The sequence below is a fragment of the Pseudomonas veronii genome (genome assembly GCF_001439695.1).
GTDB lineage: Bacteria > Pseudomonadota > Gammaproteobacteria > Pseudomonadales > Pseudomonadaceae > Aquipseudomonas > Aquipseudomonas veronii.
This window is the reverse complement of record NZ_JYLL01000009.1, coordinates 137435-158077: the sequence shown is the minus strand read 5'-3', so window position 1 is coordinate 158077 and position 20643 is coordinate 137435. Positions and strand designations below refer to the sequence as shown.

Below are 20643 nucleotides of genomic sequence, written 5' to 3'. Positions count from 1 at the left end.
AAACCAAACCGCTTCCCTCACCGGAAGCGGTTTTTTTATGCCTGAGCGGTACCCACCGCGCGCGGACAAGTTGCGTTCGATCATCGCCCAAAACCCGCCCTCCCCCGATTGAACCACCCCCGCACTGCCCCGCACCATGGCCGCCACCTGCATAACCCCAATAACAACAGGTCCAATGCCATGAGCACTTTTCACCCTCGCCAGCTATTGCTGGCCACCGCAGTCGCCAGCCTCGCGTTTCCCGTCGTCGCCGAAGAACACGGTTTTATGGAGGACGCCAGCGCCAACCTCAACCTGCGCAATTTCTTCATCAACCGTAACTTCACCAACCCGACCAAAGCCCAGGGCGGCGCGCAGGAGTGGACGCAAAGTTTCATTCTCGACGCCAAGTCCGGCTTCACTCAGGGCACCGTGGGGTTTGGCGTGGATGTACTGGGGCTGTACTCGCTCAAGCTTGATGGCGGGCGCGGCACTGGCGGTTCACAGTTATTGCCGCTGGACCACGACGGCCGCCCCGCCGATGATTTCGGGCGCCTGGGTGTGGCGTTCAAGGCGCGGATTTCGAAGACCGAACTGAAGGTCGGCGAATGGATGCCGACGCTGCCGATCCTGCGCGCCGACGACGGCCGTTCCCTGCCGCAAACCCTGCGCGGCGGGCAGATCACCTCGAAGGAAATCGACGGCCTGACCCTCTACGGCGGCCAGTTCCGCGCCAACAGCCCGCGGGACGACAGCAGCATGTCGGACATGTCGATGTTCGGCAAAGCCGCCTTCACCTCCGACCGCTTCAACTTCCAGGGCGGCGAATACACGTTCAACGACAAACGCACCCAGGTCGGCCTGTGGAATGCCCAGCTCAAGGACATCTACCGCCAGCAGTTCGTCAACCTGGTCCATAGCCAACCCGTGGGCGACTGGACCCTGGGCGCCAACCTCGGGTTCTTCTACGGCAAGGACGACGGCAGCGCCCGCGCAGGCGAGCTGGACAACAAAACCTGGTCCGGCCTGTTCTCGGCCAAGTACGGCGGCAACACCTTCTACGTCGGCCTGCAAAAACTCACCGGCAACAGCGCCTGGATGCGCGTCAACGGCACCAGCGGCGGTACCCTGGCCAACGACAGTTACAACTCCAGCTACGACAACGCCCAGGAGAAATCCTGGCAAGTGCGGCACGACTATAACTTTGCCGCCCTCGGCGTACCGGGCCTGACCTTGATGAACCGCTATATCAGCGGCAGCAACGTGCATACCGGCACCATCCCCGACGGCAAGGAGTGGGGCCGCGAAAGCGAATTGGGCTACACGCTGCAGAGCGGCGCCCTGAAAAACCTCACGCTGCGCTGGCGCAATTCCAGCATCCGTCGCGACTTCAGCAACAATGAGTTCGATGAAAACCGCTTGATCGTCAGCTACCCGATCAGTCTGCTGTAAAGCCGTATTACACCTTGGCGGGAACGATTTGCTGCGGGTGGTCACTGTTAAGCGCCAGGGCTGATACCTGGCGCTTAAACAAGGACCACACATGGATGTTTTCAACGGTAGTACCCGCCTTCTCCCACGCCTCCTCGATGGCGTACCGCCCTTACCTGCAGCGCGCCCAGTAGCAACGTTCGACACTGGTCACTACGGGCTGGCCAAACCTGCCCATTTGCAGTTCCTCCCAGGCACATCGATCCAGACCTATCTGCACCCATTCCTGAATGACGGCAATCTAAAAGCCAGCGGACAGTCGATATGGGAGCGCGGCTATTCCTTCAGCCTGAACAACAGCCTGCTCCTGGAAACCGGCAACGACGCGGACCAGGTCCACATCAGCCAGGCTTCTGACGATCAGTTGAACATTCGCCTCAATGGCCGGTTGTATCGTTTTGCCAGCCACGATAACGATGGCAAACCGCTGACCCTGTACCTGAAGACCCACGGCGGCAATGACCACGTACACATCGATGCCAACGTCATGCAGCCCATCGTGATTGAAGCGGGGAACGGCAATGACCGAATCCAGGCCGGCGGTGGCGACACCCGCGTATTCGGCGGCAACGGTAACGACGTCGTGCGCCTTGGCAGCGGCCTTGGCTACGCCGAGGGCAATGACGGTGACGACCGGCTCATGGGCGGCAGCGGCGACAGCGTGCTCTATGGCAACAACGGCAATGACCGCCTCTATGCGGGCGCGGGATCGCGCCGAAAAGCCAGCTATCTGGATGGCGGCAACGGCAATGACCGGCTGTACGCCGGCTCCGGCCACACGGTGTTGCATGGAGGCACCGGGCACGATCGCTTGATCGGCCACGACCGAAGCACCTTCTACACCGGCGACGGTTACGACACCGTCATTGCCAATCGACCGGGCGACCGGATCTACGCCCAGCCCGGCGATTCGATCAACCCTCTCAATGGCTCGCTATTGACGGCCGTGTCTGCCCACGCCGGCCCAATCAAGGGGTTTGCGATCAAGGGATCTGCCGCGTTCATCCAACGGGTCGAAGACGATTTGGCGCTGTTACGCCACTCTCCCCAAGGCCAGCAGATGCTCGCAGAGATGGACGCGGCTGCCGATCGCAACGGCGCCCCGGTAACGATTGTGGAAGATCGGCAGGAGAACGGCAGCGGGTACATCTACGGCAGCCAGGAACTCCTGGCCCTGCTGCAGGACGAACGTGCGCCGGTAGTCGGCGACGATCCCAAGTGGGGGTTCATGGTCGACGGAGTACCCGGGTCTCGGGCTGACCGCGCGCACATTGAATACAACCGGTCCCAACTGAACCCCTCGGCGGGCACGACTCACCCGCCCATCATCGGGCTCTACCACGAAATGGCTCACGCCTATAACGCCGCCAACGGCACCGCCTTCACGGGTTCCACGCAGGAAGTATTCGAGGGGCAGGCGCACGAAGTACCTAACAGTGAACGCCAGGCCGTCGGCCTTGAGAGCAGCGCAGCCGCCTTTGATTTTGACAACGACCCTGCCACGCCGGCCATCACCACCAACCCCAAGCCCTTCACTGAAAACGCTTTGAACGAGGAAATGGGTAGGCCACTGCGAGCGCAATACGTAGGTTAAACCAGATCGCGTTTGTCAGCCTTTAACCCCACGCCGAGCATCTTGCGGTATCGTGCGCGCCTGCCGCTGCTGACCCATCCAGCAGCGGGTTTTATTCGAGCCTGCGCACCCATGAAATCTTTCGCCATCGCATCCGCCTTGCTTGCCCTGGCCTTGAGCCTCAGCGGCTGCATCAGCGCGCCCATCACGCTGACGCCGCAGACCGAACAACGCCTGCAGGCCCAGGCGCCGATCCGTTTTCTGCTGACGTTCGATGACGGTCCCAGCGCCTCGGGGTACAACAACCCGACCCGCTCGGTGATGGCCGACCTGGCAAACAACCCGGTATTGCCGGGCATCAAGGCGGTGTTCTTTCTGCAGACCGAAGCCTCGCGCTCCGGCGGCAGTTCACGGGGTCGCAAGACCATGGAACGTGAGTTCGCGGCCGGGCATGTGCTGGCGTTCCACACGGCCACGGCCTTTCATACCAACCATCGCTGGTTGAGCGACGCCGAGCTTGAACGCACCCTCAGCCAGGGCGCTGCGGATATCGCCGCGATCACCGGCGTGTCGCCGACGCTGGTGCGCCCGCCCTTCTGGAACTACGACCGGCGCACCTTCGCCGCCTACCAGCGCCACGGCATGAAGGTGTTGTTGACCGACCTGAGCGCCAACGACGGCAAGATCTGGGGCTTCAACGCCAGCCCGCGCCGCCGCGAGAACCTGATCCGCCAGCTGTCGGTGGTGCGCGAACGCATCGCCTTGGGGGAATTGCCGACAGTCGACGGCGTGATACCGGTGGTGGTGACCTTCCACGACATCAACCGCTACACCGCGCGACATCTGCAAGAGTACCTGCAGATCCTGATGGACAGCGCCCGGATCGACGGCCTGAAGACCGCCGCCGAGCCGTTCTACACCGATCACGCAGCACTGGAGCGGGCGGCATTGGCGCGTACCGTGAAACAAGCGAGTGAAGAAGTGCATCTGCCCGGGGTGTGGAATTGGGTGTGGGACGCCGATTCCAAGTGATGTGCGTTATCGGGCTGTGCGTTGTCTTTTTTCATACATGCTGTAATGAAGTAGTTATCGTCATGCGGGAACCCCTCCAACTTTTTCACCACTGATCGGCGGTAAATCACCGACGCTCACAAGAAAGAGTATTGACGATGCAAACCTCTTCCGTTGCGCCTAAAGCGCCCGAACCTAATGCCCTCCCCGGCGGATCGCCAGCTCCAGGCGCCACTGCACTCGTAAACAGCCCTCCCCCCCAGACCAGCAAGATTGTCAGTGACAAAAATGTCGATATCACACTGACAACCACGTCGTATCAGGGGGAAAGCGGGAAAAAAAATGTGACGATTCTAAAAATCGATACTGCCGATGGCGCAGACGACATTCACATCAGCAAAGGCGAACGCGGCCAACTCAATGCCATGATAAATGGCAAAAGTTATTTACTGCCCGCTGCTAACAGCGATGCGACAGCGATAGCCATCAGGGCGAACAAAGGTGACGACACCGTTCGCATTGATCCTGATGTGATGGCTTACACCCTAATCCATGGAGGTGAAGGTAACGATCATATACAGACCGGAGGTGGTAAAAGCCAAGTTTACGGCGGCGCGGGTAATGACATCATCCAACTGGGCAGCGCAAGCAGTTACGCCGGCGGTGACGACGGCGATGACACCATGATGGGCGGCACAGGCAATAACACCATGTACGGCGGGAACGGCAACGACCGCATGTACGCGGGTTACGGTCCTGACAGCAAAACCAGCTACATGGACGGAGGAAACGATGACGACCTGATGCACGGCGGAAGCGGCCACAACATCATGCACGGCGGCAAAGGCGATGATCAGATAAACGCTTATGGCCGAAGCCATATCTACACGGGTAGAGGTCAAGACAGCGTCTATTCCAACTCAAGCGACGACGTTGTGTACGGTAAACGCAGCGATCACCTGGGATTGCCATTCGGATTCAAGTTTATCGAGACCGTGCCATTGCCCGAAAATGCAGGGCGCAAGGCGATTGATATCGAAGGTTCCCCGGCATTCAAGCAACGGGTTGAGGATGACCTGGAGTTTTACCGAGGCTCTCCCAACAGCCAGCACATGTTGAATGAACTGGACGCCGCCGCAGAGCGCAGCGGAGCCAAAGTCACGATAATGCAAGATATCACTGATACTCACATCGTCGTGCCGCCGGAGGGCGTTCCCCTGGAAGAATGGCAGGACCCCACGATCATCCGCGATGGGGTCCGTGGCGCGGGCACGACAGAATCGTTTGTGACCTATAACCCGGTCATCCCCAGAGAAGCCTCGGACGAGTCGCGTGTGTTTCTGCCGACCACCACGACCCTGTACCACGAACTGGGTCACGCTTATAACGCAGCCACAGGCAGCACATTTCTCGGCAATACGGAAATTATCCGCCCGGACGGCACACGCACCCAGGAGCCCAATGATGAACGCCAGGTCGTCGGCCTGGAAACTGCCAGTCCGCCCTTCGACTTTGACAACGACCCCGCAACTGCGCCAACCACGTCAAATCCTTACCCACTGACCGAAAACGCGTTACGAGAAGAAATGGGCCTGCCCCTGAGAAAAAGCTACGGCTCCCTGTGAGTCGACCTGACCGCTCAGCCCCGTGACGGTCAGCGACCGCTCCTCGACAACCTGTTGCCTCTCGCCAGGAGTGCAGTGCCGAGTCGCACTAAGCGCGCGACTCGACCCCCAATTCATCCCACACCGATTCGGCCAGATGAAACGTCGCATTCGCCGCCGGAATCCCGCAGTAGATCGCGCTTTGCATCAGCACTTCCTTGATCTCGGCACGGGTCACGCCATTGCTGGCGGCGGCGCGCAGGTGCAGTTTGAGTTCTTCGCCGCGGTTCATGCCGATCAGCATGGCGATGGTGATCAAACTGCGGGTGTGCCTGGGCAGGCCGGGGCGGGTCCAGATATCGCCCCAGGCGTGGCGGGTGATCATGTCCTGGAATTCGCTGTTGAACTCGGTCAAGGCATTCAGGCTGCGGTCGACATGCGCGTCGCCCAGCACTTCGCGGCGCACTTGCAGGCCGTCGGCGTAACGTTGTTTCTCGTCCACAAAAGACTCCTCAGCGGGCCAGCAGAAATTGAATGACCCGGTCGCTGAACGCGGCACCGGCTTGCACGTTGGACAGGTGGGCGGCGTAGAACTCGGCGTACTCGGCCCCCTGTACCTGGCGCTGGATAAAGTGGCTGCCGGCGGGCGGTGTGACAGCGTCTTCAGTGCCGGCGATCACCAGGGTCGGCACGTGGATCGCCGACAGTTGCTCGCTAAAGTCTGCATCGCGCACCGCTGCGCAATTGGCGGCGTAGCCCTGGGGCGAGGTGGCCGCGAGCATGTCGGTAATGCGCTTGGCCTGCTGCGGGTTGGCCGCCGCGAAATCGGCGGTGAACCAGCGCGCAATCGACGCGTCGCGCAGCGCCACCATCGCGGCCGCACCGTCGCGCAGGACCATCTCGATACGCGGGTTCCACACGTCTGATGTACCGATCTTGGCCGCAGTGTTGCACACCACCAGGCGCTGCAAACGATCCCCCGCGTGAATCCCCAGCCATTGGCCGATCAGCCCGCCCATGGACAGCCCGCAGAAATGCGCGCGCGGGATGTCCAGCGCGTCCAGCAGCGCAATCACGTCGCGGCCGAGTTGTTCGATGCTGTAGGGGCCTTCGGTCACCAGGGATTGGCCGTGGCCACGGGTATCGAAGCGCAGCACGCGAAAGTGCTCGGCAAAGGCCGGGACCTGGGTGTCCCACATATTCAGGTCGGTGCCCAGCGAATTGGACAGCACCAGCACCGGTGCATCGATGGGGCCATCCAGTTGGTAATGCAGTTCGCCCTCGGCGAGTTGTACAAAAGCCACAGCAATCTCCTCAGGCAGTCAGTGCAAAGTGTTCGGTTACAGCGCGGCTGACCCAGGTTTGGGCCTGGCCCAGGTAGTGCGCCGGGTCGAGCAGGCGGTCCAGGTCTGTCGCCGACAACTCGGCGGTAATGAGCGGCTCATCGGCGAGGACGGCGCGCAGATGGCGTTGTTCGGCCACCGCGCGTTTGCAGCACTGCTCCAGCAGATGGTGCGCGGTGTCGCGGCCCAGGCGCTGCGCGAGCACGATGCTGACGGCTTCGGCCAGCACCAGGCCCTGGGTCAGGTCGAGGTTGCGCGCCATGCGCTCGGGGTCGACTTCCAGCCCTGCGCTCACCAGCAGCGCCTGTTGCAATGCGCCAGAGACCAAGCGGCAAATCTCCGGCAGGGTTTCCCATTCGGCATGCCACAGGCCCAGGCTGCGTTCGTGTTCCTGGGGCATGGCGCTGAACAGTGTCGCCACCAGGCCGGGCACGCGGGTCGCGGCGCTGATCAGCACGGCGGCGCCCACCGGGTTGCGTTTGTGCGGCATGGTCGACGAGCCGCCTTTGCCGGGCGCCGCCGGCTCGAATACTTCCGCCGCCTCGGTCTGCATCAGCAGGCTGATATCGCGGCCCAGCTTGCCAAGGCTGCCGGCGATCAGACCCAACACGCTGGCGAACTCCACCAGGCGATCACGCTGGGTATGCCAGGGTTGCTCGGGCAAGGTCAGTTGCAACTGCGCCGCCAACGCTTGGGCAACGGGCATTGCCTGTTCGCCAAGCGCAGCCAACGTGCCGGAGGCGCCGCCGAATTGCAGCACCAGCAAGCGCGGTTTCAGCTCGATCAAGCGCTGGCGGCTGCGGGTCACCGCGCCCAACCAACCGGCGATTTTCATGCCCAGGGTGACCGGCGTGGCATGCTGCAACCACGTCCGCCCGGCCAACGGTACAGCCGCATACCGCTGGGCCTGGGCTGCCAGAATATCGCCGAGGCGAGCCAGGTCGGCTTCGATCAACGCCAGCGCGCGCCGCAGTTGCAGGACCAGGCCGGTGTCCATCACATCCTGGCTGGTCGCGCCCAAATGCACATAGCGTTCGGCACTCGGGTCTTCGCCAGCCACCCACTTGCCCAGCGCCTTCACCAGCGGAATCGCCGAATTGCCCGCCGAGGCAATCGCCACGCCGAGGGCATCGACGTCATACAGCGACGCCAGGCACGCCTGGGCAATCGGCGCGACGGCCGCCTGCGGGATCAACCCGACCTGGGCCTCGGCCCGTGCCAGTGCGGCTTCGAAATCCAGCATGCCCTGCAGGCGCCCCTGGTCGCAGAACACCTCGGCCATGCTCTCAGCGCTGAAGTAAGCGTCGAACAGTTGGTTGCTCGTGCGCAGCGTCATAACGCCTCCTTTATAAATCGTGATGCAGGTACGCCGCCTGTTTCGGCAGGCGCAGGCTGAACAGGAAAGCCACCGCCATCATGCCGGTGACGTACCAATAAAAGGTGTTCTCCATGCCCAAGGATTTCAAACCCAAGGCCACGTATTCCGCCGACCCGCCGAAGATTGCGTTGGCCACCGCATAAGCCAGGCCCACACCCAGAGCGCGCACCTGGGGCGGGAACATTTCCGCTTTCACCAGGCCGCTGATGGAGGTGTAGAAACTGACAATGGCCAACGCCAGCGTGATCAGCACAAACGCCAGGAACGGACTGCTGACGGTTTTCAGGCTGAGCAGGATCGGCACCGTAAACAAGGTGCCCAGCGCGCCGAACCACAGCATCGAATTACGGCGACCGATCTTGTCGGCCAGCATGCCGAACAGCGGCTGCATGCACATATAAAGGAACAGCGCGCCGGTCATGATGTAGCTGGCGGTCTTGGCGTGCATCCCGGCGGTGTTCACCAGGTACTTCTGCATGTAGGTGGTGAACGTGTAGAAAATCAGCGAGCCACCGGCGGTATAGCCGAGCACGGTGATAAAGGCCGCTTTATGGTCACGGAACAGCGCGGCGATGCTGCCGGCGTCCTTGTCTTCGCGCATTTCCTTGCTGGTGGTTTCTTTCAGGCTGCGACGCAGCAGCAGGGAGATCACCGCCGCGATGGCGCCGATCACGAACGGAATCCGCCAGCCCCAGGCGCGCAGTTCGTCTTCGCTGAGGATCTGTTGCAGGACCACCACCACCGACACCGCCAGCAGTTGCCCGCCGATCAGGGTCACGTACTGGAAGGAGGCGAAGAACCCACGCTGGCCCTTGAGCGCGACTTCACTCATGTAGGTCGCGGTGGTGCCGTATTCGCCGCCCACCGACAAGCCCTGGAACAGCCGCGCCACCAGCAGTAACGCCGGGGCCCAGGCGCCGATGTCTTTGTAGGTGGGCAGGAAGGCGATGACCAGGGAACCGGCGCACATCATCAGCACCGAGATCATCATCGAGTTTTTGCGCCCGTGCTTATCGGCCACCCGGCCAAACAGCCAGCCGCCGATGGGCCGCATCAAGAACCCGGCGGCGAACACCCCGGCGGTGTTGAGCAGTTGCACCGTGGGGTCGTCCGAGGGGAAAAACGCCGGGGCGAAGTAAATGGCGCAGAAGGCGTAGACGTAGAAGTCGAACCATTCGACGAGGTTGCCGGAGGATGCCCCGACAATCGCAAAAATCCGTTTGCTGCGCTCTTCTCCGGTGTAGTGACTGGTTGTTGTTGTCATTTTTTTTCACTCAGTGGGAATGGTTATAGCCTAGACACACTTTGCAACAGCCATGTTCCGCTTGTAGACATTTACATAGGTGTTGCCTGAAATGGCCTCATCGGGGGCAAGCCCTCTCCCACCTTTGATGTGTGAATACATTCAAGTGTGGGAGGGGGCTTGCCCCCGATAGGTTTTCAAGCCAACTCAGTAATCAAAGAACACCGTTTCCTTATCTGTCCCCTGCAACACCACATTCCACTGATGCACACCGTCCGCATCCGGCTTGGCAATCAAGGTACTGCGCCGCTCTTTGGGCACGCGCGCGAGCAACGGGTCATCCGCATTCAGCGCCTCACCGTCAAAATAAATCCGCGTGAGCAAGTGTTTCACCAGGCCACGGGCAAATACCAGCACCACCAGGTGCGGCGCCTGGGTCGTGCCCGCCAGCCCCGGCACGCTGCCCGGCTTGACGGTGGTAAAGCGGAAGCGCCCTTCAGCATCCACCGGCACCCGGCCGAAGCCTTCGAAGTTCGGGTCCAGCGCTTTGTCCTGGTCGTCCTCCGGGTGGTCGTACTTGCCGGCGGCATTGGCCTGCCAGACTTCCAGCATGGCATCGTTGACGACATCACCGTTGCCATCCACCACTTGCCCGCTGATCGCCACGCGTTCGCCAAGGGTCGCGGCGTTGGCCAGGGCTTCGCGGTTCAGCCAGGTCAGGCCGATGTGGTAATACGGCCCGACGGTGTGGGACGTGGTCGCGTAAAGGCTCATCTCATTTCTCCATCGGCGTGGCGTCGCGGCCGCGCAGGACGATGTCCCAGCGGTAGCCGAGGGCATAGGAAGGAATGGTTTTTTCCAGGTCGAACGTGGCGATCAGGCGTTGCTTGGCCGAGGTGTCCGGTACGCAGTTGTAGATCGGGTCGTACTCGAGCAGCGGGTCGCCGGGGAAATACATCTGCGTGACCAGGCGCGTCAGCACGCTCGGGCCGAACAGCGAAAAATGGATATGCGCCGGGCGCCACGCATTGTGGTGGTTGCCCCACGGGTAGGCGCCGGGCTTGATGGTCTGGAACTGGTACCAGCCCTCGGCGTCGGTGACGGTACGCCCGGTGCCGGTGAAGTTCGGGTCGAGCGGCGCGTCGTGCAGATCGCGCGCGTGGTTGTAGCGGCCGGCCGCGTTGGCCTGCCAGATCTCCACGAGGATGCCCGGTACCGGCAGACCGTTTTCATCGAGCACGCGCCCGTGAACGATGATGCGCTCGCCCTGCGGCTCGCCGTCGTGCTGCGCAGTCAGGTCGTTGTCCTTCTCGTTGATGCGCTCGGCGCCGATGGTCGGCCCGGTGATTTCCGACAGGGAATGGGGCAGGAACACCAACGGCTGAGACGGCGAACGCAGGTTCGTCGACTGGTAGGCCGGGTGCAGGTAATCAGGTTGAGTACCCGCTTGCGGGCGCCGGTAACCGGGCTTGTCACTCATGGAGCGGTCCTCTCTTATTAGATGCGTTCAATCGCCAGCGCCAGGCCCTGGCCCACTCCAACACACATGGTCGCCAGACCTTTGCGGCCGCCGGTTTTTTCAAGTTGATGCAGAGCCGTCAGCACCAGTCGCGCACCGCTCATGCCCAGAGGATGGCCGAGGGCGATGGCGCCGCCGTTCGGGTTGACCTGGGGTGCGTCGTCGGCGATGCCCAATTCACGCAACACCGCCAGGCCCTGGCTGGCGAAGGCTTCGTTGAGTTCGATCACATCGAAATCGGTGACGGCCAGGCCCAGGCGTTCCACCAGCTTGCGAACCGCCGGCACCGGGCCGATACCCATCACCCGTGGCGCGACACCGGCGCTGGCCATGCCCAACACTCGGGCACGGGCGGTCAGGCCATGTTTTTTCACGGCCTCGGCAGACGCAAGAATCAGCGCCGCCGCCCCGTCGTTCACACCCGACGCATTGCCGGCGGTGACGGTCTTGTCCGGGCCGTTGACCGGTTTGAGTCGGGCCAGGGTTTCCAGGGTGGTGTCGGCCCGTGGATGCTCATCGTGTTCCACCACGGTTTCGCCTTTTTTATGGGCGACCCGCACCGGCACGATTTCTTCGGCGAAGAACCCGGCGGCCTGGGCGGCGGCGGTGCGTTGCTGGCTGCGCAGGGCGAAGGCGTCCTGGTCGGCGCGGGACACATGGTAGTCGTCGGCGACGTTATCGGCGGTCTGCGGCATCGCATCCACGCCGTACTGGGCCTTCATCAGCGGGTTGATGAAGCGCCAGCCGATGGTGGTGTCTTCGAGCTTCATATTGCGCGAAAACGCCGTGTCAGCCTTGCCCATCACGAACGGCGCGCGGGACATCGACTCGACGCCGCCGGCAATCGCCAATTCCATTTCACCGCTGGCAATCGCACGAAAGGCGGTGCCGATCGCGTCCATGCCCGAAGCGCACAAACGGTTGAGGGTCACGCCGGGAATGCTCGAAGGCAGGCCCGCCAGCAACAGCGCCATGCGCGCGACGTTGCGGTTGTCTTCACCGGCCTGGTTGGCGCAGCCGAGGAACACTTCATCGACTGCGTGCCAATCCACGCTAGGGTTGCGTTCGATCAACGCCTTGATCGGCAGTGCCGCCAGGTCGTCGGCGCGCACCGTGGACAGGCCACCGCCGAAACGGCCGATGGGGGTACGAATTGCATCGCAGATAAATACGTCGCGCATCAGGCTTCTCCGGGTGCTTGGCCGTGGGCGGCCGCTGTGCGGGCTTCGAGATCACGCAGGGCGGTCAGTTCGACTGCCGTCGGTTCCGCGGTGGTGCTGACCTGATCGGCAAAGCGAATAGCCCAGCCGGTGGCCGCGACCACTTGCTCGCGGGTCACGCCGGGGTGCAGCGCGGTGACCACGAACTCATGGCTGCCCTCTTCCGGCTCCATGATGCACAGATCGGTAATAATCCCGACAGGACCGGCGCCGGGCAGGCCCAGGCGCTTGCGTGAATCGCCGCCCTCGCCGTGGCCGACGGAGGTGATGAAGTCCAGCTTGTCGACAAACGAACGCGCCGACTGCTTGAGAATGATCAGCACGCTCTTGGCCGAACCGGCAATCTCCGGCGCGCCACCGGCACCCGGCAGGCGCACTTTGGGCTGGTGATAATCGCCGACCACGGTGGTGTTGATATTGCCGAAACGGTCGACCTGGGCCGCGCCGAGAAAACCGACGTCGATGCGCCCGCCCTGCAGCCAGTAGCGAAAGATCTCACCAGTGGGGACGACAGTGTCGGCAGTTTCCGCCAACTCGCCGTCACCAATGGACAGCGGCAATACGCTGGGCTTGGCGCCAATCGGGCCGGACTCGTAGATCAGCACCACATCCGGCGAGGACGTCAGGCGCGCCAGGTTGGCCGCCTTGGACGGCAGGCCGATGCCGACAAAACACACCGAATCATTCTTCAGGCGGCGTGCAGCGGCGACGGTCATCATTTCATTGGTCGAGTAAGCCATTACTTGGCCTCCTGCGCGGCGGCCAGCTTGGCCTGGAATTCACTGAAATCGGCAGTGCCGTGGATGTATTCGTCGATCCAGGCGGTAAACGTCCCACGGTCGCGAGCGATCGGGTCCCAGGCCTGGTAGAAACGGTTATCGCGTTGGTTATAGCCATGGGCATAGGACGGATGCGCGCCACCAGGCACATGGCACACCGCCGTCAGCGCCCAGGTCGGCAGCACGCAGCTGTTCATCGGCGCGTTGAGGTCGTCGACGATTTCTTCGACGGTGACGATGCAACGCTTGGCGGCCAGCGCCGCTTCCTTCTGTACGCCAAGAATGCCCCAGAGCAGCACATTGCCCTTGCGGTCGGCCTTTTGCGCGTGGATCACGCTGACGTCCGGACGTACCGACGGCACCGCCGCCAGCACTTCGCCGGTGAATGGGCAGGTGACGGTCTTGATCAGCGGGTTGACCTTGGGCAGATCGGAACCAGCGTAGGCACGCAACACCGCGAACGGCAGGCCGGAAGCACCGGCGACGTAGGCATTGGCCAGGTCGGCGTGGCTGTGTTCCTCAATCTCCAGGGGTTGCGGCCAGTGTTTCTCGACCGCATCACGCAGGCGATGCAGGGAACCCACGCCAGGGTTGCCGCCCCAGGAAAAAATCAACTTGCGGGCGCAGCCGGCGCCGATCAACTGGTCGTAGATCAGGTCAGGCGTCATACGTACCAGCGTCAGGTCTTTCTTGCCCTGACGAATGATTTCATGACCCGCCGCCGTAGGGATCAGGTGGGTAAAGCCTTCCAGTGCGACAGTATCGCCGTCGTTCACAAATCGCTTCACCGCGTCACGCAGCGCAAGAATTTCAGCCATGGGTTCGGGCTCCCGGTGTGGATCGAAAAAGGCGCGAAGGTGGCGCCGAAGTGCTTGAAGATTAAGCCGGGGCAAAAAGCCAAACAATCCGATAATCGACACAGTGTTCGATTATCGAACCGATTGTTGTCTAGCTAATCTTTCTTGCACCCACAGGAAATGCGCGTGTCTTCAGGTGGCGTCGGCATGGCTGACCATGCCTTTGATCACCACGGCGGCCGTGGCCAATGCGGCGGGGATCACCAGCGCGGTGAGCACCTGCTCGAAGTTCCAGCCCAGGCCCAGCAAGGTGGCGCCCATCCACGCGCCGAGGATCGCGCCGAAGCGGCCGATACCGAGCATCCATGACACGCCGGTGGCGCGGCCCTGGGTCGGGTAGAAGCGTGCGGCCAGGGACGGCATCGCCGATTGCGCACCGTTGACGCACATTCCGGCGATCAGCACCAAGGTCGCCAACACGGTGATATTGCCCAGGCTCTGCCCTACCGCGTAGGCAAATACCCCGGCCAGCAGGTAGAACGTGCCGATGACCTTGTGCGGGTTGAACCGGTCCATCGCCCAGCCCACCCCGACCGCACTCAACACGCCACCAAACTGGAATAGCGCACCGATGAACGCGGCCTGTTCCATGCTCGCGCCACTGTCGCGCATCAGCGTGGGCAGCCAACTGGTCAACAGGTACACAATCACCAGGCCCATGAAGTAGGTGAGCCAGAGCAACAAGGTGCCGGCGCTGTAGGTGCCGGAGAAGATCACCGCGAATACGTTGCGCGCCTTCACGGTTTTTTGCTCGGGCACGCTGAAACCGCTGGCTTGGGCGACGATGCCGGGCTCGATGGGTGACAAGGCTTTGCGCACCTTGTCGGTGCCGCGGTTGCGCACCACCAGGTAGCGCGCCGATTCCGGCAGCCATCCCCACAACACCACCGCAAGGATCAACGGCAAAATACCGCCGATGAGCAGCAAGCTGTGCCAGCCGAATGCCGGGATCAATTTGGCCGAGATAAACCCGCCACCGGCCATGCCCAGGTTGAAACCGCAGAACATGCTGGTCACCAGCAGCGATTTATGGCGTTCGGGGGTGTATTCGGACAGCAGCGTGGTGGCATTCGGCATACCGGCGCCCAACCCCAGGCCGGTGAGGAAGCGCAACACCAGCAACTGATCGACGTTGCTGCTGTAGGCCGAGGCCAGGCTGAAGGCGCCAAACACCAGCACCGCACTCACCAATACCACTTTGCGCCCGAAACGGTCCGCCAGCGGGCCGGAACCCAGGGCGCCGAATACCATGCCGATCAGCGCGGCGCTCATCACCGGGCCGAGGCTGGCGCGGTCAATGCCCCAGTCCTGGGACAGCGCGGGCGCGATGAAGCCCATGGCGGCGGTGTCGAGGCCATCGAGAAAGACAATCAGGAAACACAGGATCACCACACGCCACTGATAGCGTGACAGTGGCTGGGCATTGATGAAGGACTGCACGTCCAGGGTGGTAGCGACAGAAGGTTGATTCATTATTGTTATTCCACACCGATGGCGGGCCAACGACCTGGGGTCGTCATTATTATTGGGCGGCGCTCAGAGCGCTGCCGCACAGTAATAACCCAGGGGAAACAACGTCAATTGATCGAACCGGGATCTGTGCGGTCACCGAACAGCTTAGGCAAACAGTTGCGCACTCAACTCACGGCTGGCGCTGAGCATGCTCGGCAGGAAGCGCTGCTCCAGTTCGCTGCGGCTGACACGACCGGCATGGGTACTCACGTTGAGCGCCGCCAGCACCTGGCCGGACGCGTCATACACCGGCACTGCGATGGAGCGCAGGCCTTGTTCCAACTCCTGATCGACGATGCACCAACCCTGCTGGCGCACGTGTTGCAGACACTCGAACAAGGCTTCGGGCGTAGTAAGGGTGCGGCTGGTCTTGGTTTGCAGGTCGGCGTGGTCGAGGTAGTCCTGCAGCGACGCATCGTCCAGCGCCGCCAGCAGGATGCGGCCCATGGAAGTGCAGTACGCCGGCAAACGCCCGCCTACCGAGAGGTCCACGGAAATCAGGCGCTGCGTGGTGGCCGACCGGGCGATATAGAGGATGTCGTCGCCTTCCAGGGTGGCCATGTTGCAGGCTTCGTGAAGCTGCTCGCTCATGCGGTCCAGGTACGGTTGAGCGGAGACCGCCAGCGGCGTCGAGGACAGATAGGCATGCCCGAGGGTCAGCACCTTGGGCAACAGCGAATAGGTGCGCCCGTCAGTGGTGGCGTAGCCGAGCTTGATCAAGGTGTGCAGGCAACGGCGCACGGCGGCGCGGGGGATTTCGGTACGGTGGCTGATTTGGGCGATGGTCAAGTGACGCTTGCGTTCCTGGAACGCCTGCACCACGGCCAGGCCACGGGCCAGGGAGGTCATGAAGTCCGGATCACCGGTGAATGCCTGGATGCGTTTGGCCGGTGAAGCCACGATCGGCGGCGCCGCTGACGCAAAGGAGTTGCGCAATTGATCGTTCATTTCAAGGTCCTCTTTATTATTTTCAACCGCTGGCGCTTATCGGCAACCGCGAAGGTTGCTCGCTATTGAAAGCCGCCCCAACCGGGATGCACAAGGTTGGGTCAGCAACGTTGGGCGATTATCGGACGATCATGCGATTATCGCAATTTTGCCGGCGCGATCATAAAAACCGGATTGCATGACAGCATTGGGCTTACGCCGGCATTTATGTCGGCCACTTCCCAACCAAGACTGACGCGTGCATGTAACAAAAGCCTCACACAACGTTGACGCTTTTTAACTTTATGATGATAGTGTTATTAAAATACGCCGCTATAATGCAACCTGTGCAGAGGTCAGCCCGATATCCATATCGGGATGGGAGCTCGCCCGGCATCGTATGTTGATTATGCTGCCGTTTATAAATACCGGTTCAAGGAAGTCACCGCTGGCAATTCGTCTAAAGTTGAAGGGTTCACCTGCTCAACTTAAAACATGCCGAGGGCAATATTCGGGTGTAGCACTGCACGTTAATTAAACTCAACTCAAATTAGGTAACACTGTGACGAAAGATGAACTGCGCGCGGAACTTGAGCGCCAGGAGCAACGTTACAAGGACGTATACGGCGGGGAAGTCACCACCTACGCCGCTCAGCCTGAACCAGAGCGCAAGCCATGGCGCAAACGAGCGAGTCTGCTCGATCAGGCCTTTGCCCAGGAGATCCAAAAGATTGAACAGGAACTCAAAGCCGAAGAGCCATAAGCATCAAGGTTTGAGTCCAACGGGTTCTGCTGTCTCCGCCGGCTCACCGCCGGCGGAGGGCACCTCGCTCGTGGGTCAATTATTCAGCGTCCTGCTGCGACCAACGAAATTTCGTACAAATGTTTCAGAGATGACGTTTAGGTGACAAAACCCCACCTCTACGACGCCGCGCTTTGTAAATCAAAGACTTGCCGAGCCCCCGAAAACCCTGGGATGCGCGCTGCTGCCCGGCTTTTTTTCAATGAAGATTGTTACCGATGAGCAGCTAGTGCATCGATTACCGAGGTTTTCTGGCATAATCGCGCCCCCTTACGACCGGGTCAGAAAACCTTCATGATCGATTTATTCAGCGGACTGGATGCTTGGGTTCTCGTGAGCCTGCTGCTCGCCCTGGCCTTTGTCCTCGCCTTCGAGTTCATCAATGGCTTTCATGACACCGCTAACGCGGTGGCCACAGTCATCTATACCAAAGCCATGCCGCCGCATCTGGCCGTGTTCTTCTCCGGGTTGTTCAACTTCCTCGGCGTATTGCTCGGCGGTGTCGGTGTCGCCTACGCCATCGTGCATTTGCTGCCGGTGGAATTGCTGATCAATGTGAACACCGGCCATGGTCTGGCGATGGTCTTCTCTTTATTGGCCGCGGCGATCACCTGGAACCTGGGCACCTGGTACTTCGGTATTCCCGCCTCCAGCTCGCACACCCTGATCGGCTCGATCCTGGGCGTCGGTCTGGCCAATGCGCTGATCAATGACATTCCCCTGGCTGACGGGGTGAACTGGCAGAAGGCAATCGATATCGGTTCGTCCCTGGTGTTCTCGCCAATCGCCGGTTTCCTGGTCGCGGCCCTGGTGTTGCTGGTCCTGAAACGGTGGCGCCCACTGTCGAAGATGCACAAGACCCCGGACCAGCGCCGCAAGGTCGACGACAAGAAGCACCCGCCGTTCTGGAACCGCCTGGTCCTGGTGATTTCCGCCATGGCCGTGAGTTTCGTCCACGGTTCCAACGACGGTCAGAAAGGTATCGGCCTGATCATGCTGGTGCTGATCGGTATCGTGCCGGCGCAGTTCGTACTCGACCTGGGCAGCACCACTTACCAGATCGAGCGCACCCGCGACGCTACCCTGCACCTGAACCAGTTCTACCAGCGCAACCACGAAACCCTGGGCGAATTCCTGGCCCTGGGCAAAAGCGTGAAGGACGACCTGCCGGGCAAGTTCCGCTGCAACCCGCAGCAGACTGAACCGACCATCGACGCGCTGCTGGGCACCTTGAAAGGCGTTTCCGACTACCACGCGCTGTCGTCCGACCAACGCATCGAAGTCCGTCGCTACCTGCTGTGCCTGGACGATACCGCGAAGAAAGTCGGCAAGCTGCCAGGCCTGGAGTCCCGTGAGAAGTCCGACCTCGACAAGCTGCGCAAAGACCTGACGGCCACCACCGAATACGCTCCGTTCTGGGTGATTATCGCGGTCGCACTCGCCCTGGGCCTGGGCACCATGGTTGGCTGGAAGCGCGTGGTACTGACCATCGGCGAGAAGATCGGCAAGCAGGGCATGACTTATGCCCAGGGCATGTCGGCGCAAATCACCACCGCCAGCATGATCGGCCTGGCCAACATCTTCAGCCTGCCGGTGTCGACCACCCACGTGTTGTCGTCCGGTGTTGCCGGCACCATGGTTGCCAACAAGAGCGGCCTGCAAGGCGGCACGGTGAAGACCATCCTGATGGCCTGGGTATTGACCCTGCCGGCGACCGTAGGCCTGTCGGCCGGGTTGTTCTGGATGGCGTCCAAGGCGCTGGGCAGCTGATAGCCCGCCGGCCATGACAAAGGTGCGATCCGCGAGGGTCGCACCTTTTTTTATGCGGTCGATCTCAAGCCGAACACCGTTCAAAAGTGAGAGCGGTGTTGATTAAATCGCGGGCAAAAAAAAGGGCGACCGAAGTCGCCCAAAATGCCTTGCGTGCTCATGTAACCTGGAAAAACCTATGGTTTTTTACGCTTGTTCGCGTCTCTCCAGATAAAAAATCCAAACCCTACGAAGAACAGCACCATGAGGCCAACTGTCAGCACTCCGGCAAACACCACATTATCGAAAAACATGACTGGCCTCCTGCTGTTGCCTTGTTGCGATAGGGCTAAGTTAAAGGAGAAGGCGGGATGGGAAATTGACGAGGATCAATGTCGCCCACGACGGGGCGTAAAGAAGGGAAATAACTGACCTGCATCAATAGATGCAGGCTGTTTCAACGCTTTTTCGGTTTGTTTTTCGGTTTTTTCTTAACTTTTCCGAGCGGCATCGCCTGTTCAAACGCCTGGCGAACCTCATTCAGACGTTTATCGTTGAGGTCATGCACCCGTTTAGCGCGTTCGGCGTTCAGGTCGATCAGTTTGTCGTCATCACTCATGGCTTGGCTTACGTCGTGGCGGGGATCGCTTAATAATGCGGCCTCACTTGCCCGACAGCAAATCAGCGGGCGACAAAATGCAGGTCATCGCCCAAAATCGGCACTTCTCCCTTACCCAAGAGGCGCACACAGGTGGCACTGCACAAGGACCTTCCGCCGTTGCTGGCCCTGCGCGCCTTCGAGGCCGTGGCGCGGCACTTGAGCTTTATCAAGGCGGCCCATGAGTTGTCAGTGACCCAGAGTGCGCTCAGCCATCAGGTACACAAGCTCGAACAGTACCTGGGCAAACCACTATTTGTCCGACGCACCCGCGCGATTGATCTGACCGCAGACGGCCAACACTACTACGAGCAAATCCGCCCGGCCCTCGACCTGATCGCCGCCGCCACCCGCAGCCAACGGGTGGTGTCCAGCGTCACGGTGTTGCGCATCGGCTTGCTCGCATCCTTTGCCACCTTATGGCTGGCGCCGCGCCTGGCGGGTTTTCTGCAACGCTACCCGCAGATCCAGGTGGAGCTGGTGCCAGCGATTCAACTGGCGAACGTCGCGGCGGCCGAGGTCGACCTGGCCATCCGCTATGGCAAGGGCGACTGGCCTGACGTGCAGGCCACGCGGCTGATGCCGGAAGTGCTCTCCCCCGTGTGCAGCCCGGCGTTCAAGGCCAGCCGGCAGCACAACGGCGCTCTGCTGATGGCCACCTCGCACCGCCCGTTCGAATGGACGGATTGGTCCGGCCATTATCAAGTCGACCTCAGCCCGCATCCGCGCGTGGTGCTGCATGACTACAACATCGTGGTCGAAGCCGCCGTGGCCGGCCAAGGTATCGCCATGGGCCGTCACCGCTTGATCGAGCGCCGGCTCCAGGACGGCAGCCTGGTAGAAGCCTTCGACTGGCCGCCGTATCGCAGCGAAATCGGCTACTGGCTGATCGCGCCCCAAGGCCCCGCCAGCGCGGCGGCCGAATGTTTCAGCGCGTGGTTGAAGGCTGCCTGCGCCGACGCGTGAGTTATTTCGATACGTCGAATGATATCTATGCG

The 20643-nt window shown here is 61.4% G+C and carries 20 protein-coding genes; 7 read left to right on the top strand and 13 right to left on the bottom strand.

The annotated features are described in order from the left end of the window. The first annotated feature begins 180 nt into the window (after positions 1 to 180). The 4 genes from TU80_RS14455 (at position 181) to TU80_RS14440 (ending at position 5679) form a co-directional block, all read left to right on the top strand. Positions 181 to 1431 (top strand): OprD family porin, encoded by a 1251-nt coding sequence (locus TU80_RS14455; protein ID WP_057004744.1) that lies wholly within the window; start codon positions 181 to 183, stop codon positions 1429 to 1431. 91 nt (positions 1432 to 1522) lie between these two features. Continuing rightward, positions 1523 to 3064, top strand: a complete 1542-nt coding sequence (locus TU80_RS14450) for a M91 family zinc metallopeptidase (protein WP_232566346.1) — start codon at positions 1523 to 1525, stop codon at positions 3062 to 3064. 111 nt (positions 3065 to 3175) lie between these two features. Continuing rightward, the gene (locus tag TU80_RS14445) at positions 3176 to 4075 is read left to right on the top strand and encodes a polysaccharide deacetylase family protein (protein WP_046384422.1); all 900 of its coding nucleotides are present in this window, start codon (positions 3176 to 3178) and stop codon (positions 4073 to 4075) included. 137 nt (positions 4076 to 4212) lie between these two features. After that, complete coding sequence (locus TU80_RS14440) at positions 4213 to 5679, top strand: M91 family zinc metallopeptidase (RefSeq protein WP_057004742.1); 1467 nt, start codon at positions 4213 to 4215, stop codon at positions 5677 to 5679. Between the two features lie 88 nt (positions 5680 to 5767). Here TU80_RS14440 and pcaC read toward each other — a convergent pair whose 3' ends face one another. The 11 genes from pcaC to pcaR form a co-directional block, all read right to left on the bottom strand. Then, positions 5768 to 6160 carry a 4-carboxymuconolactone decarboxylase gene (gene pcaC / locus TU80_RS14435; RefSeq protein WP_017844824.1) on the bottom strand — a complete coding sequence of 131 codons (393 nt, stop codon included), beginning with the start codon at positions 6158 to 6160 and terminating at the stop codon, positions 5768 to 5770. Positions 6161 to 6170: 10 nt separating this feature from the next. Beyond that, the gene (gene pcaD, locus TU80_RS14430; protein ID WP_046384423.1) at positions 6171 to 6962 is read right to left on the bottom strand and encodes a 3-oxoadipate enol-lactonase; all 792 of its coding nucleotides are present in this window, start codon (positions 6960 to 6962) and stop codon (positions 6171 to 6173) included. 10 nt (positions 6963 to 6972) lie between these two features. After that, positions 6973 to 8337 carry a 3-carboxy-cis,cis-muconate cycloisomerase gene (locus TU80_RS14425; protein ID WP_046384424.1) on the bottom strand — a complete coding sequence of 455 codons (1365 nt, stop codon included), beginning with the start codon at positions 8335 to 8337 and terminating at the stop codon, positions 6973 to 6975. A gap of 10 nt (positions 8338 to 8347) precedes the next feature. Then, on the bottom strand, positions 8348 to 9643 hold the full coding sequence (locus TU80_RS14420) for an MFS family transporter (protein WP_017844821.1): 1296 nt from the start codon (positions 9641 to 9643) through the stop codon (positions 8348 to 8350). A 186-nt stretch (positions 9644 to 9829) separates the two neighbouring features. Then, the gene (gene pcaG, locus TU80_RS14415) at positions 9830 to 10396 is read right to left on the bottom strand and encodes a protocatechuate 3,4-dioxygenase subunit alpha (RefSeq protein WP_057004741.1); all 567 of its coding nucleotides are present in this window, start codon (positions 10394 to 10396) and stop codon (positions 9830 to 9832) included. Between the two features lies 1 nt (position 10397). Then, on the bottom strand, positions 10398 to 11102 hold the full coding sequence (gene pcaH / locus TU80_RS14410) for a protocatechuate 3,4-dioxygenase subunit beta (RefSeq protein ID WP_017844819.1): 705 nt from the start codon (positions 11100 to 11102) through the stop codon (positions 10398 to 10400). A gap of 17 nt (positions 11103 to 11119) precedes the next feature. Further along, positions 11120 to 12325: a 3-oxoadipyl-CoA thiolase gene (gene pcaF, locus TU80_RS14405; RefSeq protein WP_169850589.1), complete on the bottom strand. Its 1206-nt coding sequence runs from the start codon at positions 12323 to 12325 to the stop codon at positions 11120 to 11122. Further along, positions 12322 to 13101 (bottom strand): CoA-transferase subunit beta, encoded by a 780-nt coding sequence (locus tag TU80_RS14400; RefSeq protein WP_017844817.1) that lies wholly within the window; start codon positions 13099 to 13101, stop codon positions 12322 to 12324. Before TU80_RS14400 ends, pcaF begins: the two co-directional genes overlap by 4 nt. Then, positions 13101 to 13958, bottom strand: coding sequence for a CoA transferase subunit A (locus TU80_RS14395; RefSeq protein WP_017844816.1), 858 nt, complete (start codon positions 13956 to 13958; stop codon positions 13101 to 13103). The genes TU80_RS14400 and TU80_RS14395 overlap by 1 nt, the downstream gene beginning before the upstream one ends. 171 nt (positions 13959 to 14129) lie before the next feature. Further along, positions 14130 to 15470, bottom strand: coding sequence for a 4-hydroxybenzoate transporter PcaK (gene pcaK, locus TU80_RS14390; protein WP_046384428.1), 1341 nt, complete (start codon positions 15468 to 15470; stop codon positions 14130 to 14132). Positions 15471 to 15614: 144 nt separating this feature from the next. Beyond that, positions 15615 to 16457, bottom strand: coding sequence for a pca regulon transcriptional regulator PcaR (gene pcaR, locus TU80_RS14385; RefSeq protein ID WP_017844814.1), 843 nt, complete (start codon positions 16455 to 16457; stop codon positions 15615 to 15617). A 541-nt stretch (positions 16458 to 16998) separates the two neighbouring features. On the opposite strand from pcaR, the gene TU80_RS14380 reads away from it, so the two are divergent. Both TU80_RS14380 and TU80_RS14375 read left to right on the top strand, forming a co-directional pair. Further along, entirely contained in the window at positions 16999 to 17199 is a 201-nt protein-coding gene (locus TU80_RS14380; RefSeq protein ID WP_003172389.1) for a hypothetical protein, read from the top strand. A 333-nt stretch (positions 17200 to 17532) separates the two neighbouring features. Next, positions 17533 to 19008: an inorganic phosphate transporter gene (locus tag TU80_RS14375; RefSeq protein WP_057004740.1), complete on the top strand. Its 1476-nt coding sequence runs from the start codon at positions 17533 to 17535 to the stop codon at positions 19006 to 19008. Positions 19009 to 19184: 176 nt separating this feature from the next. On the opposite strand, the gene ccoM is transcribed toward TU80_RS14375, so the two are convergent. Beyond that, positions 19185 to 19301, bottom strand: a complete 117-nt coding sequence (gene ccoM / locus TU80_RS33715; RefSeq protein WP_017844812.1) for a cytochrome c oxidase subunit CcoM — start codon at positions 19299 to 19301, stop codon at positions 19185 to 19187. Between the two features lie 143 nt (positions 19302 to 19444). Then, positions 19445 to 19606 carry a hypothetical protein gene (locus TU80_RS33055; RefSeq protein ID WP_017844811.1) on the bottom strand — a complete coding sequence of 54 codons (162 nt, stop codon included), beginning with the start codon at positions 19604 to 19606 and terminating at the stop codon, positions 19445 to 19447. 132 nt (positions 19607 to 19738) lie between these two features. Here TU80_RS33055 and TU80_RS14365 point away from each other — a divergent pair, with 132 nt between their 5' ends. Further along, a complete protein-coding gene (locus tag TU80_RS14365; RefSeq protein WP_046384429.1) occupies positions 19739 to 20611 on the top strand; it encodes a LysR substrate-binding domain-containing protein in 873 nt (290 codons plus the stop codon). Positions 20612 to 20643: the final 32 nt, after the last annotated feature.

What these genes read in the sequence shown, in the direction of transcription:
- TU80_RS14375 (WP_057004740.1), top strand. Translation starts at nt 17,533, where the DNA reads ATGATCGATTTATTCAGCGGACTGGATGCTTGGGTTCTCGTGAGCCTG.
- TU80_RS14440 (WP_057004742.1), top strand. Translation starts at nt 4,213, where the DNA reads ATGCAAACCTCTTCCGTTGCGCCTAAAGCGCCCGAACCTAATGCCCTC.
- pcaK (WP_046384428.1), bottom strand. Translation starts at nt 15,470, where the DNA reads ATGAATCAACCTTCTGTCGCTACCACCCTGGACGTGCAGTCCTTCATC.
- TU80_RS14455 (WP_057004744.1), top strand. Translation starts at nt 181, where the DNA reads ATGAGCACTTTTCACCCTCGCCAGCTATTGCTGGCCACCGCAGTCGCC.
- TU80_RS14450 (WP_232566346.1), top strand. Translation starts at nt 1,523, where the DNA reads ATGGATGTTTTCAACGGTAGTACCCGCCTTCTCCCACGCCTCCTCGAT.
- TU80_RS33055 (WP_017844811.1), bottom strand. Translation starts at nt 19,606, where the DNA reads ATGAGTGATGACGACAAACTGATCGACCTGAACGCCGAACGCGCTAAA.
- pcaH (WP_017844819.1), bottom strand. Translation starts at nt 11,102, where the DNA reads ATGAGTGACAAGCCCGGTTACCGGCGCCCGCAAGCGGGTACTCAACCT.
- TU80_RS14395 (WP_017844816.1), bottom strand. Translation starts at nt 13,958, where the DNA reads ATGGCTGAAATTCTTGCGCTGCGTGACGCGGTGAAGCGATTTGTGAAC.
- TU80_RS14420 (WP_017844821.1), bottom strand. Translation starts at nt 9,643, where the DNA reads ATGACAACAACAACCAGTCACTACACCGGAGAAGAGCGCAGCAAACGG.
- ccoM (WP_017844812.1), bottom strand. Translation starts at nt 19,301, where the DNA reads ATGTTTTTCGATAATGTGGTGTTTGCCGGAGTGCTGACAGTTGGCCTC.
- TU80_RS14445 (WP_046384422.1), top strand. Translation starts at nt 3,176, where the DNA reads ATGAAATCTTTCGCCATCGCATCCGCCTTGCTTGCCCTGGCCTTGAGC.
- TU80_RS14400 (WP_017844817.1), bottom strand. Translation starts at nt 13,101, where the DNA reads ATGGCTTACTCGACCAATGAAATGATGACCGTCGCCGCTGCACGCCGC.
- TU80_RS14425 (WP_046384424.1), bottom strand. Translation starts at nt 8,337, where the DNA reads ATGACGCTGCGCACGAGCAACCAACTGTTCGACGCTTACTTCAGCGCT.
- pcaR (WP_017844814.1), bottom strand. Translation starts at nt 16,457, where the DNA reads ATGAACGATCAATTGCGCAACTCCTTTGCGTCAGCGGCGCCGCCGATC.
- pcaG (WP_057004741.1), bottom strand. Translation starts at nt 10,396, where the DNA reads ATGAGCCTTTACGCGACCACGTCCCACACCGTCGGGCCGTATTACCAC.